The organism is Citrobacter sp. R4 (assembly GCF_026719175.1).
Classification (GTDB): Bacteria; Pseudomonadota; Gammaproteobacteria; order Enterobacterales; family Enterobacteriaceae; genus Citrobacter_A; species Citrobacter_A sedlakii.
This window is the reverse complement of sequence record NZ_JAPPSU010000002.1, coordinates 283,904-301,114: the sequence shown is the minus strand read 5'-3', so window position 1 is coordinate 301,114 and position 17,211 is coordinate 283,904. Positions and strand designations below refer to the sequence as shown.

The window sequence follows — 17,211 nt, the reverse complement described above, 5'->3', positions numbered from 1 at the left end:
CTATGTTAAGGGTCTACCACTCAAACCGTCTGGATGTGCTGGAAGCGTTGATGGAGTTTATCGTCGAGCGCGAGCGGCTGGACGATCCGTTCGAGCCAGAAATGATTTTGGTGCAGAGCACCGGTATGGCGCAGTGGTTACAAATGACCCTTTCGCAGAAGTTTGGCATCGCCGCCAATATCGAGTTTCCCCTGCCGGCGAGTTTTATCTGGGACATGTTTGTTCGCGTGTTGCCGGAAATTCCTAAAGAGAGCGCATTTAGCAAACAGAGCATGAGCTGGAAACTTATGACGCTGTTGCCACAGCTTCTGGAGCAAGACGACTTCGCGTTGCTGCGCCACTATCTGACGGACGACAGTGACAAACGCAAACTGTTCCAGCTTTCTTCGCGCGCGGCGGATCTGTTCGACCAGTACCTGGTTTACCGTCCTGACTGGCTGACGCAGTGGGAAACAGGGCGCAGGATTGAGGGGCTGGGCGAGGCTCAACGTTGGCAGGCGCCGCTGTGGAAGGCGCTGGTGGAATACACCGCGGAGTTAGGACAACCGCGCTGGCACCGCGCTAACCTTTACCAGCGTTTCATTCAGACTCTTAACAACGCCAGTTCCTGTCCGCCCGGGCTGCCTTCTCGGGTGTTTATCTGCGGAATTTCCGCGCTACCGCCCGTCTATTTGCAGGCGCTGCAGGCCCTCGGTAAACATATCGACATTCATTTGCTTTTTACCAATCCCTGCCGTTATTACTGGGGTGATATTAAAGATCCGGCCTGGCTGGCAAAGCTGCTGGCGCGTCAACGGCAGCATAGCTTCGAAGAGCGCCATTTACCGTTGTTTCGTGATAATGCGAAAGCCGAAAGCTTATTTAACCGCGACGGAGAACAGGACGTCGGCAATCCAATGTTGGCGTCATGGGGGAAGCTGGGACGAGACTACATTTACCTGCTCTCCGAACTGGAAAACAGCCAGGAGCTGGATGCGTTCGTCGACGTCACGCCGGATAACCTGCTGCACGCTATTCAGGCCGATATCCTTGAGCTGGAGAACCGCGCGGTAGCGGGCGTGAATCTGGAAGAATATTCGCGCAGCGACAGTAAGCGTCGGCTTGACCCGAACGATACCAGCGTTACTTTTCACGTTTGTCATAGTCCGCAGCGAGAAGTGGAAGTGCTTCACGATCGCCTGCTGGCAATGCTTGAGGCCGATCCCTCGCTGACCCCGCGCGATATTATCGTAATGGTGGCGGATATCGACAGTTATAGCCCGTTTATTCAGGCGGTATTTGGCAGCGCGCCGCCTGAGCGTTATCTGCCCTATGCCATTTCGGATCGCCGCGCCCGCCAGTCTCACCCGGTTTTGCAGGCGTTTATCAGTCTGCTGTCACTGCCTGACAGCCGCTTTGTTTCTGAAGATGTGCTGGCTTTACTGGATGTGCCGGTGCTGGCGGCGCGTTTTAATATCAGTGAAGAAGGGCTGCGCTATCTGCGGTTGTGGGTTAACGAATCCGGCATCCGTTGGGGGATTGATGACGATAACGTACGGGAGCTGGCGCTTCCGGCGACGGGGCAGCACACCTGGCGATTTGGCCTGACGCGAATGCTGCTCGGCTACGCGATGGAAAGCGCGCAGGGCGAATGGCAGTCCGTCCTGCCGTATGACGAATCCAGCGGGCTGATTGCGGAACTGGTTGGGCATCTTGCGTCTCTGCTGATGCAGCTCAACATCTGGCGACGTGGACTGGCGCAGGAGCGGCCTCTGGAGGAGTGGTTACCCGTTTGCCGGGACATGCTCAACGATTTTTTCCAGCCGGACAGCGAAACGGAAGCCGCCATGACGCTGATAGAGCAGCAGTGGCAGACGATTATTGCCGAAGGAATAGGCGCGGAATATGGCGATGCGGTACCGCTTTCGCTACTGCGTGATGAACTGGCGCAGCGACTGGATCAGGAGCGAATCAGTCAGCGATTCCTGGCCGGCCCGGTGAACATCTGTACCCTGATGCCGATGCGGTCCATCCCGTTCAAAGTGGTTTGTTTGCTGGGAATGAACGACGGCATTTACCCACGCCAACTGCCCCCGCTTGGTTTTGACCTGATGAACCAGAAGCCAATGCGTGGCGATCGCAGTCGTCGGGATGATGACCGCTACTTATTCCTGGAAGCATTAATTTCTTCCCAACAGACGTTGTATATCAGCTACATCGGGCGCTCCATTCAGGATAACAGTGAACGCTTTCCTTCGGTTCTGGTGCAGGAACTGCTCGACTATATCGGACAAAGCCATTATTTGCCGGGCGACGAGGCGCTGACCTGCGATGAAAGCGAGGCGCGGGTGAAAGCACATATTGCCTGTCTGCATACGCGAATGCCGTTTGACGCGCAGAACTTCCAGCCTGGCGAGTTGCAGAGCTACGCCAGCGAGTGGTTGCCAGCGGCCAGCCGTAGCGGAAAGGCCCATAGCGATTTTGTCCAGCCGCTGGAATTTGCGATGCCGGATACGTTGAATCTCGACACGCTTCAGCGTTTCTGGGCGCATCCGGTACGGGCGTTTTTCCAGATGCGATTGCGGGTTAATTTTCGCGCTGAGGAGAGTGATATTCCGGACACGGAGCCTTTTACTCTGGAAGGTTTAAGCCGTTATCAGCTCAACCAGCAGTTGCTGAACGCGCTGGTCGAGCAGGGCGATGCGGAAAGCCTGTTCCGTCGTTTCCGCGCGGCGGGCGATCTGCCTTACGGGGCGTTTGGCGAAATTTTCTGGGAAGCTCAGCATCAGGAAATGCAGACGCTGGCCGACAAAATTATTGCCTGTCGCCAGCCGAGTCAGAGTCTGGAAATTGATCTCGACTGTCACGGCGTCCAGTTGACCGGCTGGCTGCCGCAGGTGCAGGAGGACGGCCTGTTACGCTGGCGGCCTTCCCTAATCAGCGTTTCGCAGGGCGTGCAACTTTGGCTCGAACACCTTGTCTATTGTGCCTGCGGGGGAAAAGGCGAAAGTCGGCTGTTTTTGCGAAAAGACGGCGAATGGCGCTTCCCGCCGTTAGAAAAAGAGCAGGCGTTAGGCTACCTTGCGCAACTGATTGAAGGCTATCGCGAAGGGATGTCCGCGCCGCTTTTGGTTCTGCCGGAAAGCGGCGGCGCGTGGATAAAAGCCTGTTACGACGCGGCAAATGATGCCATGTTAGAGGACGACGACACGCGCCAGAAGGCCCGCACGAAGTTTTTGCAGGCTTACGAAGGGAATATGATCGTGCGTGGCGAAGGCGATGATATCTGGTATCAGCGCCTGTGGCGGCAGCTGGAGCCAGACACGCTTGAGATGATACTCGCGCAGTCGCAACGTTACCTGCTTCCGCTTTTCAGATTTAATCAGTCGTCATGATTGTATAAAAATTGCGCAATTTAAAGGCTTCCTTTAAGATGCGTTGCCCTGCCCGGAGTCGCAAACGGCGTGTCTTTGCGCAGAAAGAAAGTTAATGATGAGGTTTTTGAATGCCCCGCAGCACCTGGTTCAAAGCGTTACTGTTGTTCGTCGCCTTTTGGGCGCCCTTAAGTCAGGCAGACACCGGTTGGCAACCCATAGCGGAAACTATCCGGAAAAGCGACAAAGATACCCGTCAGTATCAGGCCGTGCGTCTGGATAATGACATGGTGGTTTTGCTGGTATCCGATCCGCAGGCGGTAAAATCCCTCTCTGCGCTGGTGGTACCCGTTGGTTCGCTTGAAGATCCGGAGGCGCATCAGGGGCTGGCGCACTATCTTGAGCATATGTGTCTGATGGGATCGAAAAAATACCCTCAGGCCGACAGCCTTGCTGAATATCTCAAACTGCACGGCGGCAGCCATAACGCCAGCACCGCGCCGTATCGCACCGCTTTTTATCTGGAAGTCGAAAACGACGCTCTGGCCGGAGCCGTTGATCGATTGTCAGACGCCGTCGCACAACCGCTTCTGGATAAAAAATATGCGGATCGTGAACGCAACGCGGTGAACGCAGAGTTGACGATGGCGCGTACTCGTGACGGGATGCGAATGGCGCAGGTCAGCGCAGAAACCATCAACCCTGCGCACCCGGGCTCACGCTTTTCCGGTGGAAACCTGGAAACCCTGAGCGATAAACCCGGAAACCCGGTGCAACAGGCGCTGGTCGACTTCCATAAAAAATATTACTCCGCCAACCTCATGAAAGCGGTGATATACAGCAATAAGCCGCTGCCGGAGCTGGCGAAGATGGCTGCTGAAACCTATGGTCGGGTGCCGAATAAAAACATCGAAAAACCGGCTATCACCGTCCCGGTGGTCACCGACGCGCAAAAAGGGATTATCATCCACTACGTTCCCGCGCTGCCGCGAAAAGTGCTGCGCGTCGAGTTTCGCATCGACAATAACAGCGCGCAGTTTCGCAGCAAAACGGACGAACTGATCGCATATTTGATCGGTAATCGTACGCCAGGCACGCTTTCTGACTGGCTACAAAAGCAGGGACTGGTGGAAGGTATTCGCGCGGACTCCGATCCGGTAGTGAATGGCAACAGCGGCGTGCTGGCAATTTCGGCTACGTTGACCGACAAAGGGCTGGCCCAACGCGAAGAGGTTGTCGCCGCTATTTTCAGTTACCTCAATCTGCTGCGTGAAAAGGGAATTGATAAGCGCTACTTTGACGAACTGGCGCATGTACTTGACCTCGACTTCCGTTATCCGTCAATTACCCGCGATATGGACTACGTCGAGTGGCTGGCGGATACCATGATCCGCGTACCGGTGGCGCATACTCTCGACGCCGTAAACATTGCCGATCATTACGACGCCAAAGCGATAAATGCGCGTCTTGGCATGATGACGCCGCAAAATGCGCGTATCTGGTACATCAGCCCGAAAGAGCCGCACAATAAAACCGCTTACTTTGTCGATGCGCCGTATCAGGTTGATAAAATCAGCGAGCAGACGTTTGCTGCATGGCAGAAAAAAGCGCAGGGCATTACCCTGTCGCTGCCGGAACTTAACCCCTATATTCCTGACGATTTCACCCTGACTAAACCGCAAAAGTCATACCCCCGCCCGGCGCTGATTGTCGATGAGCCGGCGCTGCGAGTGGTTTACGCGCCAAGCCAGCACTTTGCCAGCGAACCCAGGGCGGACGTCAGCGTCATTTTGCGCAACCCTAAAGCGATGGACAGCGCCAGAAATCAGGTGATGTTTGCCCTGAATGATTATCTGGCGGGGATCGCGCTCGATCAGTTAAGCAACCAGGCCTCCGTCGGCGGGATCGGCTTTTCCACGAACGCGAATAATGGTCTGATGCTGAATGCCGACGGTTATACGCAGCGCTTGCCGCAGCTTTTCAAGGCGCTGCTTGAAGGGTATTTCACCTATAGCGCGACGGAAGAACAGCTGGAACAGGCGAAATCCTGGTACAGCCAGATGATGGATTCCGCTGAGAAAGGTAAAGCTTACGAGCAAGCCATCATGCCGGTGCAGATGATCTCGCAGGTGCCTTATTTCACCCGCGATGAGCGTCGCGCGCTGCTGCCGTCAATCACGCTGAAAGAGGTGATGGAGTATCGTGAGGCGTTAAAAACCGGCGCGCGTCCGGAGTTCCTGGCTATCGGCAACATGAGCGAGGCGCAGGTGACGTCAATGGCGCGCGATATCCAGAAACAGCTGGGCGCGAACGGCTCTGAGTGGTGTCGTAATAAAGATGTGGTGGTCGATAAAAAGCAGTCCGTGATTTTTGAAAAAGCGGGCAGCAGTACAGACTCCGCACTGGCGGCGGTCTTTGTGCCCACGGGCTACGACGAGTATGCCAGCTCGGCCTACAGTGCGATGCTCGGTCAGATTGTGCAGCCGTGGTTTTACCATCAGCTTCGTACTGAAGAACAACTGGGTTACGCGGTATTCGCTTTCCCGATGAGCGTAGGGCGTCAATGGGGGATGGGCTTCCTCCTGCAAAGCAGCGACAAACAACCTAAGTATTTGTGGGAGCGTTATAAAGCGTTTTTCCCAACGGCGGAAGCAAAACTACGGGCAATGAAGCCGGAAGAGTTTGTGCAGATCCAGCAGGCGATCATTGCGCAAATGGTGCAGGCGCCGCAGACGCTGGGTGAAGAAGCATCGAAAATCAGCAAAGATTTCGATCGCGGCAATATGCGTTTCGATTCGCGTGATAAAATCGTCGCCCAGATAAAACTGCTGACGCCACAGAAGCTCGCGGATTTCTTCCATCAGGCGGTGGTCGCGCCGCAAGGCATGGCGATACTGTCGCAAATTTCCGGTGGTCAGAGCGGGAAGACGGGTTACGCCCGCCCGGAAGGCTGGAAAGTGTGGGATAACGTCAGCGCGTTGCAGCAAACTTTGCCCCTGATGAGTGATAAGAATGAATGATGTTGCCGAGTCCCTTGATCCCCTGCGCTTGCCCCTTACGGGCGAGCGCCTGATTGAAGCCTCGGCGGGGACCGGCAAAACCTTTACCATCGCAGCGCTTTATTTGCGCCTGTTGCTTGGACTCGGCGGTACAGCCGCCTTTCCTCGTCCGCTCACCGTGGAAGAACTCCTGGTGGTGACCTTCACCGAGGCCGCCACCGAAGAACTCCGCGGCCGTATTCGCAGCAATATTCATGAGCTGCGTATCGCCTGCCTGCGCAAGTCCACCGATAACCCGCTTTATGCCAGCCTGCTGGATGAGATCGCCGATACCGAACAGGCGGCCCAGTGGCTGCTGCTGGCTGAGCGGCAGATGGACGAGGCGGCGGTGTTTACTATCCATGGTTTTTGTCAGCGCATGCTGAGCCTGAATGCCTTTGAGTCCGGCATGCTGTTTGAACAGCAATTGATTGAGGACGAATCCCTGCTGCGCTATCAGGCGTGCGCGGATTTCTGGCGTCGCCACTGCTATCCCTTACCGCGTGAAATCGCTCAGGTGGTATTTGAGACCTGGAAAGGCCCTAAGTCGCTGCTCGCCGATATCAATCGTTATTTGCAGGGGGAAGCGCCGGTCATTAAAGCGCCGCCGCCCGATGACGAAACGCTGGCCTCCCGTCATGACGCCATCGTCGGACGGATCAACGCGCTCAAGCAAAAGTGGTGTGAATCAGTCGACCAACTGGAGGGGCTGCTGGAATCCTCTGGCATTGATCGGCGCAAATTTAACCGTGGTAATCAGGGTAAATGGATCGAAAAGATCAGCGCCTGGGCGCAGGAAGAGACCCTGAGTTACCAGCTCCCGGACGCGCTGGAGAAATTTTCGCAGCGTTTTTTGCAGGAACGGACCAAAGCGGGCGGCGTCGTGCCGGAACATCCGCTGTTTGTCGCCATTGATGAACTGCTGGCGGAGCCTCTGACCATCCGGGATTTGGTGATCACGCGCGCGCTGGCGGAAATTCGTGAAACGGTTGCCCGCGAAAAGCGCCGCCGCGGCGAACTCGGGTTTGACGACATGCTCAGCAGGCTGGACGCCGCGCTGCGCAGTGAGAGCGGCGATGCGCTGGCGGCCGCCATTCGTACCCGTTTTCCGGTCGCGATGATTGACGAATTCCAGGACACCGATCCCCAGCAATACCGAATTTTCCGCCGTATCTGGCAGCGGCAGCCGGAGACGGCGCTGTTACTGATCGGCGACCCGAAGCAGGCGATATATGCATTTCGCGGCGCGGACATCTTCACGTATATGAAAGCGCGTAGCGAAGTGAACGCGCACTATACGCTCGATACCAACTGGCGTTCCGCGCCAGGAATGGTCAACAGTGTTAACCGACTGTTCGGCCAGATGGACGATGCCTTCATGTTTCGTGAGATTCCGTTCCAGCCAGTTAAGTCAGCCGAAAAAAACCAGTCGCTGCGCTTTGAGTTTCGTGGCGAAGCACAGCCCGCGATGACAATGTGGCTGATGGACGGGGAAGGCTGCGGCGTGGGGGATTACCAGAGCTACATGGCGCAGGTCTGTGCTGCGCAAATCCGCGACTGGCTGGAAGCCGGGCAGCGTGGCGACGCTCTGCTCATCCGCGGTGAGCGCGCGCAAGCGGTGAGCGCGTCCGATATCAGCGTACTGGTCAGAAGCCGCCAGGAAGCCGCGCTGGTGCGCGATGCCCTGACCCTGCTTGCCATTCCTTCTGTCTATCTATCCAACCGCGACAGCGTGTTCGACACGCTGGAAGCCCAGGAAATGCTCTGGGTGCTGCAGGCGGTCATGAACCCTGAGCGGGAAAATACCTTACGTAGCGCGTTAGCTACTTCGATGATGGGACTGAACGCCCGTGATATCGAAACGCTTAATCAAAGCGAAAGCGCCTGGGATCGGGTGGTGGAAGAGTTTGTCGGTTATCGTCAGATCTGGCAGAAGCGCGGCGTCATGCCGATGCTGCGCGCGCTGATGTCGGCGCGTCATATCGCGGAAAACCTGCTGGCAACGGCGGGGGGCGAACGTCGCCTGACCGATATCCTGCACATCAGCGAGCTATTGCAGGAGGCGGCGTCGCAGCTGGAGAGCGAACATGCGCTGGTACGCTGGCTTTCTCAACATATTCTTGAGCCGGACAACAATGCCGCCAGCCAGCAGATGCGTCTGGAAAGCGATAAGCATCTGGTGCAAATCGTCACCATTCATAAATCGAAAGGGCTGGAATACCCGCTGGTGTGGCTGCCGTTTATCACCCACTTTCGCGTTCAGGATCAGGCGTTTTACCATGATCGTCAGTCCTTTGAAGCGGTACTGGATCTCAGCCATGCGGAAGAGAGCATTGCGCTGGCCGAAGCCGAGCGGCTGGCGGAAGATCTGCGGTTGCTTTACGTGGCGCTGACCCGTTCCGTCTGGCACTGTAGTCTGGGCGTTGCGCCTCTGGTGCGCCGCCGGGGCGACAAAAAAGGCGATACCGATGTGCATCTGAGCGCGCTTGGCCGTCTGCTGCAAAAAGGCGAGCCGAAAGACGCCGCCGGGCTTCGCGCCGCGATTGAAGCGCTGTGCGATGAGCATATTCATTGCCGGACCCCGGACGTGATCCGTCCTGAGTCACTGCCAGCCTTCGCGGAAAGCGAGGCGGCGCTGAGCGTTCGTCATGTACTGCGCACCCCCGGCGATAGCTGGCGTGTGACCAGTTATTCTGGCCTGCAGCAGCGCGGACACGGCATCGCTCAGGATCTTATGCCGCGACTGGATATCGATGCCGCAGGCGTCGGCGAGGTGGTGGACGCCCCTGAACTGACGCCGCACCAGTTTCCGCGCGGCGCGTCGCCGGGCACGTTCCTGCACAGCCTGTTTGAAGATCTCGACTTTACCCAGCCGGTTGATCCCGCCTGGGTACGGGAAAAGCTTGAATTGGGCGGCTATGAGACGCACTGGGAGCCGACGCTTACCCAGTGGATCGCGGCGATTTTACGCACCCCCCTCAATGAAACGGGCGTCAGCCTGAACCAGCTTTCGGCGCGTGAAAAACAGGTTGAGATGGAGTTTTATCTGCCGATCGGCAAGCCGCTGGTCGCTGCGGAACTTGATGCGCTTATTCGTCAATATGATCCGCTCTCGGCGGGCTGTCCGCCGCTGGATTTCACGCAGGTTCGTGGGATGCTGAAAGGCTTTATCGACCTGGTGTTTCGTCATCAAGGCCGCTATTACCTGCTGGACTATAAGTCAAACTGGCTGGGCGACAATAGCCAGGCCTACACGCCGGAAGCGATGGCGGCGGCAATGCAGGCACACCGCTACGATTTACAGTATCAGCTTTATACCCTTGCGCTGCATCGCTACCTGCGACATCGCATTGCGGATTATGACTATACGCGCCACGTTGGCGGCGTGATTTATCTGTTTTTACGCGGAGTGGACAGCGAACAGCCGCAGCAGGGGATTTTCACTACCCGCCCTGACAGCGAGCTGATTACCCGCATGGATGAGATGTTTGCGGGTGTGACAGAGGAGGAGACGCGATGACGTTACAGGAGCGACTGCTCGACGCTGTGGAACAAAAACAGCTTCGCCCGCTGGACGCGCAGTTTGCGCTGGCGGTAACTGGCGAGAATGAGCCTGCCGTGACGCTGGCGGCGGCGCTGTTGAGTCGGGACGCCGGAGAGGGGCACGTCTGTTTACCGCTTGCGCGCCTGACGCAGAAGGATGATCTGCCACCGGTGCTGGCCGCCTGCCTGAGTGAGATCGGCGAGCCAGCAGACTGGCGTGAATGTCTGCTGGCCTCCAGCGCGGTCAGCCGCGGCGAGCGTCCCTCGCCGATGATTCTCTACGGCGAACGTTTGTATCTGAATCGCATGTGGTGTAACGAACGGACGGTAGCGCGGTTCTTTAGCGAAGTAAATCAGCCCATTGCGGTGGATGAAGCCCTGTTGTCGCAAACGCTGGAAGCGCTATTTCCGGACGCTGATGACATTAACTGGCAAAAAGTGGCGGCGGCGGTCGCGCTGACCCGACGGATTTCGGTGATTTCCGGCGGGCCGGGGACGGGAAAAACCACAACCGTGGCGCGACTGCTGGCGGCGTTAATTCAACTGGCGGACGGCGAGCGATGCCGCATCCAACTGGCGGCGCCGACGGGCAAAGCGGCAGCGCGGCTGACCGAATCATTAGGTAAGGCCCTGCGCCAGCTTCCGCTGACAGACGAACAGAAAAAACGCATTCCTGAAGAGGCCAGCACGCTGCACCGGCTGTTGGGCGCCCAACCGGGCAGTCAGCGCTTGCGTCATCACGCGGGTAACCCGTTGCATCTGGACGTGCTGGTGGTTGATGAAGCGTCCATGATTGACCTGCCGATGATGTCGCGCCTGATAGACGCGTTGCCGCCGCATGGGCGGGTGATTTTCCTCGGCGATCGCGACCAGCTGGCGTCGGTAGAAGCAGGGGCGGTGCTCGGCGATATCTGCGCGTATGTGAACGCGGGTTATACGCCGGAGCGGGCGCAACAGTTGACCCGCCTGACCGGTATGCCCGTCCCGGCAGGTACCGGTACTGAAGCCGCTTCTCTGCGGGACAGCCTGTGTCTGTTGCAAAAAAGCTATCGCTTTGGCAGCCATTCCGGCATTGGCCAACTGGCGGCGGCGATCAACCGGGGCGATAAGGCGGCGATAAACACCGTCTTTCAGCAGGATTTTGCAGATATTGAGAAACGGATATTGCAGAGCGGGGAAGACTATAGCGCTATGCTTGATGACGCGCTGCGCGGCTACGGACGCTATTTGCAACTGCTTTCACAGCGTGCGGAACCAGACGCAATCATTGAGGCTTTCAATGAATTCCAGTTGCTCTGCGCGCTCCGTGAAGGGCCGTTTGGCGTCAGCGGACTGAATGAACGTCTTGAGCAGGCTATGCAGCAGAAGCGGAAAATTCGCCGTCTGCCGCATTCCCGTTGGTATGAAGGGCGGCCGGTTATGATTGCCCGCAACGACAGCGCGCTGGGGCTGTTTAACGGCGATATTGGCATTGCGCTTGAGCGCGGGGACGGCTTACGGGTTTGGTTCGCGATGCCGGACGGCAGCATCAAAGACATACAGCCCAGCCGCCTGCCGGAGCATGAAACAACGTGGGCAATGACGGTGCATAAATCGCAGGGATCGGAGTTCGACCATGCGGCGCTGGTGTTGCCCACCCAGCGCTCGCCGGTGGTGACCCGCGAACTGGTGTACACTGCTGTAACCCGCGCGCGCCAGCGGCTGTCGCTGTATGCCGATGAGCGCATTCTGAGCAGCGCGGTGGCCACCCGCACCGAACGCCGAAGCGGTTTGTCCGCGTTGTTCAATGGCGAAGGCTAACTGTCTGGCCGGAGAAGCGGTTGCGCGTTCCGGCCCCCGCTTATCCTAAATCCGCCATCAGCACTTTTGAACGCCGCTGGTAGTTGTACATCTCTTTTTTGCTTTCCGGCAACAAATCAATGTCCACCGGCGTAAAGCCGCGCTCCTGGAACCAGTGAATGCTGCGGGTGGTGAGTACGAACAGCTTGCTCAGGCCAATTTGCTTTGCCTGGGCGGCAATGCGTTCCAGCAGAACTTCTCCCCGCGAGGAGCTACGGTAGTCCGGATGCACCGCCACGCAGGCCATCTCGCCGATTTTTTCTTCCGGGAAGGGGTACAGGGCGGCGCAGGCGATGGTCATGTTATCGCGCTGAATAATGGTGAATTTGTCGATCTCCATCTCCAGTTGTTCGCGTGAGCGGCGCACCAGGATCCCCTGCTGCTCCAGTGGGCGAATCAGTTCCAGAATGCCGCCGATATCGTTTATGGTCGCGCGACGAATTTGTTCGGCGCTTTCCATTACGATCTGGGTCCCGATGCCGTCACGGGAGAACAGCTCCTGCAACAGCGCGCCATCTTCCTGATAGCTAATCAGATGACAGCGGCGCACGCCGCTGCGACAGGCTTTCACCGCCCCACGCAGAAAACGCACGGTGCCGGAGTTGTAATCGCCTTTTTCTTCCTGCGCCTCAACTCTGGCCTGCGCTTCGTTGGGGAACAGTTCAGAGACGATATCGCCGTCCTCGTTGGTCACGCCCTGAGACGAACAGAAGCCAATCATCTTTTCTGCTTTCAGCTTGATCGCCAGTTGGGTGGCGATTTCTTCCGACGTCAGGTTGAAACTTTCGCCAGTCACCGAGACCGCGACCGGGCCCATCAGTACGATCGCGCCGCTGTCTAACTGCCGGTGGATCGCCTCTCCGTCAATACGGCGAATGCGTCCGCTGTGGCAATAGTCGACCCCATCGTCGACGCCCAGCGGCTGCGCGATAATGAAATTCCCGCTGACCACGTTAATGTGCGCGCCCTGAAGCGGCGTATTGTTCAGGCTCATTGATAAGCGCGCAGTGATATCCAGCTGCAAGGTGCCCGCTGCCTGTTTAACCAGTTCCAGTGTTTTGGCGTCGGTGACACGCGTATTTTTGTGATACATCGGCTCATGATGATGCACGGCCAGGTTGGCGTCGATTTGCGGACGCGCGCCATACACCACCACCAGGCGAATGCCAAGGCTATGGAGAAGGCCAATGTCGTTGACAATACTGGAAAAGTTTTCATGCTCAATGGCTTCGCCACCAAGCATAATCACAAACGTTTTTCCCCGATGGGTATTGATATAGGGAACAGAATGGCGGAATCCCTGTACCAGTTCGGTTCTACGTTCCTTCACCACGGCCTACCCTCACTGCATGATTATTCGTAATTATTGTATTTTTATTCTGTTTCTTCGCCGTGCGCAAGCGCAAATTTTAATCCGGGCAAAGTTTTTTCTCAGTAATACCGTGAATACCAAAAGAATGTTTACCCTTTTATTGATGACAGATTATGCGTCATTCGCTAAAGTTTCCGGTCAATTTGGACGTTTACTCACTCAACACCGTTAAGATTTACTTTGCTCGGGAGAAGCATGTCGGGATCACATCCACCCATCAGCCGCCGTCGATTACTACAAGGGGCGGGCGCCATGTGGCTATTGAGCGTCAGTCAGGTCGGCCTGGCTGCCACCAGTCAGGTCGTTGCGGTTCGTATTTGGCCAGCGTCGAGTTACACCCGTGTGACGGTGGAGTCGAACCGACAGTTGAAGTACAAACAGTTTGCCCTGAGCAATCCTGAGCGCGTGGTGGTGGATATTGAAGGGGTAAATCTGAACTCGGTGCTGAAAGGCATGGGGGCGCAAATTCGTCCTGATGATCCTTATATTAAGTCGGCGCGGGTAGGACAATTCGACCCGCAGACCGTCCGAATGGTGTTCGAACTAAAGCAAAACGTGAAGCCGCAGCTGTTCGCGCTGGCGCCGGTTGCCGGGTTTAAAGAGCGTCTGGTCATGGATCTTTATCCTGTCAATGCGCAGGATATGCAGGATCCGTTGTTGGCGCTACTGGAAGATTACAACAAGGGCGATCTGGATAAACAGGTACCGCCTGCGCAGAGCGGGCCGCAGCCGGGGAAAGCCGGGCGCGATCGCCCGATTGTGATCATGCTTGATCCGGGACACGGCGGAGAAGACTCCGGGGCGGTCGGTAAATACAAAACGCGTGAAAAAGACGTGGTGTTGCAAATCGCCCGGCGCTTACGCGCGCTGATCGAAAGAGAAGGCAATATGAAGGTCTACATGACGCGGAACGAAGATATCTTCATTCCGCTGAAGGTGCGTGTGGCGAAGGCCCAGAAACAGCGCGCAGACCTGTTTGTGTCGATTCACGCGGACGCCTTTACCAGCCGCCAGCCCAGCGGGTCATCGGTATTCGCGCTTTCCACCAAAGGGGCGACCAGTACGGCAGCGAAATATCTGGCGCAAACGCAGAACGCCTCGGACTTAATTGGCGGCGTGAGCAAAAGCGGTGACCGCTACGTCGACCATACGATGTTCGATATGGTGCAGTCGCTGACCATCGCCGACAGCCTGAAATTTGGTAAAGCGGTGTTGAACAAGCTCGGCAAGATTAACAATCTGCATAAAAATCAGGTCGAACAGGCCGGGTTTGCGGTGCTGAAAGCGCCGGATATTCCGTCGATTCTCGTCGAAACGGCGTTTATCAGTAATATTGAAGAAGAACGCAAGCTTAAAACCGCAAAGTTCCAGCAGGAAGTGGCCGAGTCGATTCTTGCCGGGATCAAAGCCTATTTTGCCGACGGGGCAACATTGGCGAGAAGAGGATAAACAGAGAGGCCGGAGAAGGCGCAGGTGTCGCCGCCCGGCCGCGTTTGGTCACCAGAAAAACCTTTCACGGATCGCAGAAACAAAAAAACACCCGTTAAGGTGTTTAGTATTGGTTGCGGGGGCCGGATTTGAACCGACGACCTTCGGGTTATGAGCCCGACGAGCTACCAGGCTGCTCCACCCCGCGTCCGTCTTCTGCTGTGCAGAAAGCACTTCTGTCAAATTTGATTGGTTGCGGGGGCCGGATTTGAACCGACGACCTTCGGGTTATGAGCCCGACGAGCTACCAGGCTGCTCCACCCCGCGTCCGTCTTCTGCTATGCAGAAAGCACTGCTATCAAATTTTAATTGGTTGCGGGGGCCGGATTTGAACCGACGACCTTCGGGTTATGAGCCCGACGAGCTACCAGGCTGCTCCACCCCGCGTCCGTGGATGCGCACTATACTCTGCTAACATTTTCATGCAACCCTTTTTTCACTTGGATCACGGTTTAAGGGCGAAATTGAACAAAAACAAGGCATTTCAGTTTAAATTTTGCGCGGAATTTGCGTCAGGGTAACCCTGCTCGTTTCATTAGCTGGCGGGGTTTGTTATCTTCTTTGCGTATGAATGACAGCGAAAAGATGAGAACAATGAAAGGACGTTGGGTAAGTTATCTTCTTTTGGGGGCGGTGGTTGCTATGCTTGCTGCCTGTTCCTCTAAACCGACCGATCGCGGACAGCAGTATAAAGACGGGAAGTTTACCCAGCCTTTCTCACTGGTGAACCAGCCTGACGCCGTTGGCGCCCCCATCAACGCCGGTGATTTTGCCGAGCAGGTGAGCCAGATCCGCAGTGCCTCTCCGCGCTTGTACGGCAGTCAGAGCAGCGTCTATAACGCCGTTCAGGACTGGCTACGTTCCGGCGGCGATACCCGTACCATGCGCCAGTTTGGAATCGACGCCTGGCAGATGGAAGGAGCCGATAACTACGGCAACGTCCAGTTTACCGGTTATTACACACCAGTTGTTCAGGCGCGCCACACGCGTCAGGGCGAATTCCAGTATCCCATTTACCGTATGCCGCCAAAACGCGGACGCTTGCCGTCTCGCGCAGAGATTTACGCTGGCGCGCTGAGCGACAATTACATTCTTGCCTACAGCAATTCTTTGATGGATAACTTCATTATGGATGTGCAGGGCAGTGGCTATATCGATTTTGGCGACGGCTCCCCGCTTAATTTCTTCAGCTATGCAGGGAAAAACGGGCATGCTTATCGCAGTATCGGTAAGGTCCTGATCGATCGCGGCGAAGTGAAGCGGGAAGACATGTCGATGCAGGCGATCCGTCACTGGGGGGAAACGCACAGCGAAGCGGAAGTCCGCGAACTGCTGGAACAAAACCCGTCGTTTGTTTTCTTTAAGCCGCAGTCTTTCGCGCCAGTGAAAGGCGCAAGCGCGGTGCCGCTGATTGGCCGGGCTTCCGTTGCCTCTGACCGCAGCATTATCCCGCCGGGGACAACATTGCTCGCTGAAGTCCCGCTGCTCGACAACAACGGCAAATTCAACGGCCAGTATGAGCTACGTCTGATGGTGGCGCTGGATGTCGGCGGCGCGATAAAAGGCCAGCACTTCGATATTTATCAGGGAATTGGTCCGGACGCCGGACATCGCGCAGGTTGGTATAACCACTATGGTCGCGTCTGGGTGCTGAAAAGCGCGCCTGGCGCTGGTAACGTGTTTAGCGGCTGAATATGGTATTCTGAGCGCTGTTTCTATGGATCAGACAGGGTGAGGGATAACCTCGCCCTTTTTAATTCTGAGGTGGTATGTCAGTAGTAATAAGTGATGCCTGGCGTCAGCGCTTCGGCGGCACGGCGCGTTTGTACGGTGAAAAAGCGCTGCAACTGTTTGCCGATGCGCATATTTGCGTGGTCGGGATTGGCGGCGTTGGTTCGTGGGCGGCAGAGGCGCTGGCGCGTACGGGCATCGGCGCCATTACCCTTATTGATATGGATGACGTCTGCGTCACCAACACTAACCGCCAGATTCATGCCCTGCGCGATAACGTTGGTCTGGCGAAAGCAGACGTCATGGCAGAACGTATTCGCCAGATCAATCCGGAATGCCGGGTCACCGTGGTCGATGACTTTGTCACGCCGGATAATGTCGCGGAATATCTGCGCGCAGGCTTCAGCTATGTCATTGACGCCATTGACAGCGTGCGGCCGAAAGCGGCGCTGATCGCGTACTGTCGTCGCAACAAAATTCCGCTGGTCACCACCGGCGGCGCGGGCGGACAGATCGATCCCACTCAGATCCAGGTGACGGATCTGGCGAAAACGATTCAGGACCCGCTGGCGGCAAAACTGCGCGAGCGGCTGAAAAGCGACTTTGGGGTGGTGAAAAATAGCAAAGGTAAGCTGGGCGTTGACTGCGTATTCTCCACTGAGGCGCTGGTTTATCCTCAGTCAGACGGCAGCGTCTGCGCGATGAAAGCGACCGCGGAAGGACCCAAACGGATGGACTGCGCATCGGGATTCGGCGCGGCGACGATGGTGACCGCCACGTTTGGCTTTGTCGCGGTCTCTCATGCGTTGAAGAAAATGATGGCGAAGGCGGCGCGTCAGGCTTAGTG

General features: G+C 56.6%; 8 protein-coding genes and 3 tRNA genes. 7 read left to right on the top strand and 4 right to left on the bottom strand.

Annotated features, from left to right (window positions below; translation table 11 throughout):
* Nucleotides 1-2 precede the first annotated feature (2 nt).
* The 4 genes from recC (at nucleotide 3) to recD (ending at nucleotide 11,734) form a co-directional block, all read left to right on the top strand.
* On the top strand, nucleotides 3-3,374 hold the full coding sequence (recC, locus tag OOJ60_RS06945) for an exodeoxyribonuclease V subunit gamma (protein WP_205612299.1): 3,372 nt from the start codon (nucleotides 3-5) through the stop codon (nucleotides 3,372-3,374).
* A 110-nt stretch (nucleotides 3,375-3,484) separates the two neighbouring features.
* Nucleotides 3,485-6,373, top strand: coding sequence for a pitrilysin (ptrA, locus tag OOJ60_RS06940; protein ID WP_205612298.1), 2,889 nt, complete (start codon nucleotides 3,485-3,487; stop codon nucleotides 6,371-6,373).
* Nucleotides 6,366-9,911, top strand: a complete 3,546-nt coding sequence (gene recB / locus OOJ60_RS06935; RefSeq protein WP_205612297.1) for an exodeoxyribonuclease V subunit beta — start codon at nucleotides 6,366-6,368, stop codon at nucleotides 9,909-9,911. Before ptrA ends, recB begins: the two co-directional genes overlap by 8 nt.
* Nucleotides 9,908-11,734 carry an exodeoxyribonuclease V subunit alpha gene (gene recD, locus OOJ60_RS06930; RefSeq protein ID WP_205612296.1) on the top strand — a complete coding sequence of 609 codons (1,827 nt, stop codon included), beginning with the start codon at nucleotides 9,908-9,910 and terminating at the stop codon, nucleotides 11,732-11,734. The genes recB and recD overlap by 4 nt, the downstream gene beginning before the upstream one ends.
* Nucleotides 11,735-11,774: 40 nt before the next feature.
* On the opposite strand, the gene argA is transcribed toward recD, so the two are convergent.
* On the bottom strand, nucleotides 11,775-13,106 hold the full coding sequence (gene argA, locus OOJ60_RS06925; protein ID WP_205612295.1) for an amino-acid N-acetyltransferase: 1,332 nt from the start codon (nucleotides 13,104-13,106) through the stop codon (nucleotides 11,775-11,777).
* A gap of 234 nt (nucleotides 13,107-13,340) precedes the next feature.
* Here argA and amiC point away from each other — a divergent pair, with 234 nt between their 5' ends.
* Nucleotides 13,341-14,594, top strand: a complete 1,254-nt coding sequence (gene amiC, locus OOJ60_RS06920; RefSeq protein ID WP_042288884.1) for an N-acetylmuramoyl-L-alanine amidase AmiC — start codon at nucleotides 13,341-13,343, stop codon at nucleotides 14,592-14,594.
* A gap of 110 nt (nucleotides 14,595-14,704) precedes the next feature.
* Here the strand turns inward: amiC and OOJ60_RS06915 are convergent.
* The 3 genes from OOJ60_RS06915 to OOJ60_RS06905 all read right to left on the bottom strand — a co-directional run bounded on the left by OOJ60_RS06915 (nucleotide 14,705) and on the right by OOJ60_RS06905 (nucleotide 15,020).
* Nucleotides 14,705-14,781 (bottom strand) — tRNA-Met (locus tag OOJ60_RS06915).
* Nucleotides 14,782-14,823: 42 nt separating this feature from the next.
* A tRNA-Met gene (locus OOJ60_RS06910) sits at nucleotides 14,824-14,900 on the bottom strand.
* Between the two features lie 43 nt (nucleotides 14,901-14,943).
* Nucleotides 14,944-15,020 (bottom strand) — tRNA-Met (locus OOJ60_RS06905).
* 207 nt (nucleotides 15,021-15,227) lie between these two features.
* On the opposite strand from OOJ60_RS06905, the gene mltA reads away from it, so the two are divergent.
* Both mltA and tcdA read left to right on the top strand, forming a co-directional pair.
* Nucleotides 15,228-16,325: a murein transglycosylase A gene (gene mltA, locus OOJ60_RS06900; protein ID WP_042288882.1), complete on the top strand. Its 1,098-nt coding sequence runs from the start codon at nucleotides 15,228-15,230 to the stop codon at nucleotides 16,323-16,325.
* A gap of 77 nt (nucleotides 16,326-16,402) precedes the next feature.
* Complete coding sequence (gene tcdA / locus OOJ60_RS06895) at nucleotides 16,403-17,209, top strand: tRNA cyclic N6-threonylcarbamoyladenosine(37) synthase TcdA (RefSeq protein WP_060569367.1); 807 nt, start codon at nucleotides 16,403-16,405, stop codon at nucleotides 17,207-17,209.
* Nucleotides 17,210-17,211 lie beyond the last annotated feature (2 nt).

Bases quoted from the DNA above. Each gene is read 5' to 3' on its own strand.
- recD (WP_205612296.1), top strand. From the start codon at position 9,908: ATGACGTTACAGGAGCGACTGCTCGACGCTGTGGAACAAAAACAGCTT.
- tcdA (WP_060569367.1), top strand. From the start codon at position 16,403: ATGTCAGTAGTAATAAGTGATGCCTGGCGTCAGCGCTTCGGCGGCACG.
- ptrA (WP_205612298.1), top strand. From the start codon at position 3,485: ATGCCCCGCAGCACCTGGTTCAAAGCGTTACTGTTGTTCGTCGCCTTT.
- recB (WP_205612297.1), top strand. From the start codon at position 6,366: ATGAATGATGTTGCCGAGTCCCTTGATCCCCTGCGCTTGCCCCTTACG.
- amiC (WP_042288884.1), top strand. From the start codon at position 13,341: ATGTCGGGATCACATCCACCCATCAGCCGCCGTCGATTACTACAAGGG.
- recC (WP_205612299.1), top strand. From the start codon at position 3: ATGTTAAGGGTCTACCACTCAAACCGTCTGGATGTGCTGGAAGCGTTG.
- mltA (WP_042288882.1), top strand. From the start codon at position 15,228: ATGAAAGGACGTTGGGTAAGTTATCTTCTTTTGGGGGCGGTGGTTGCT.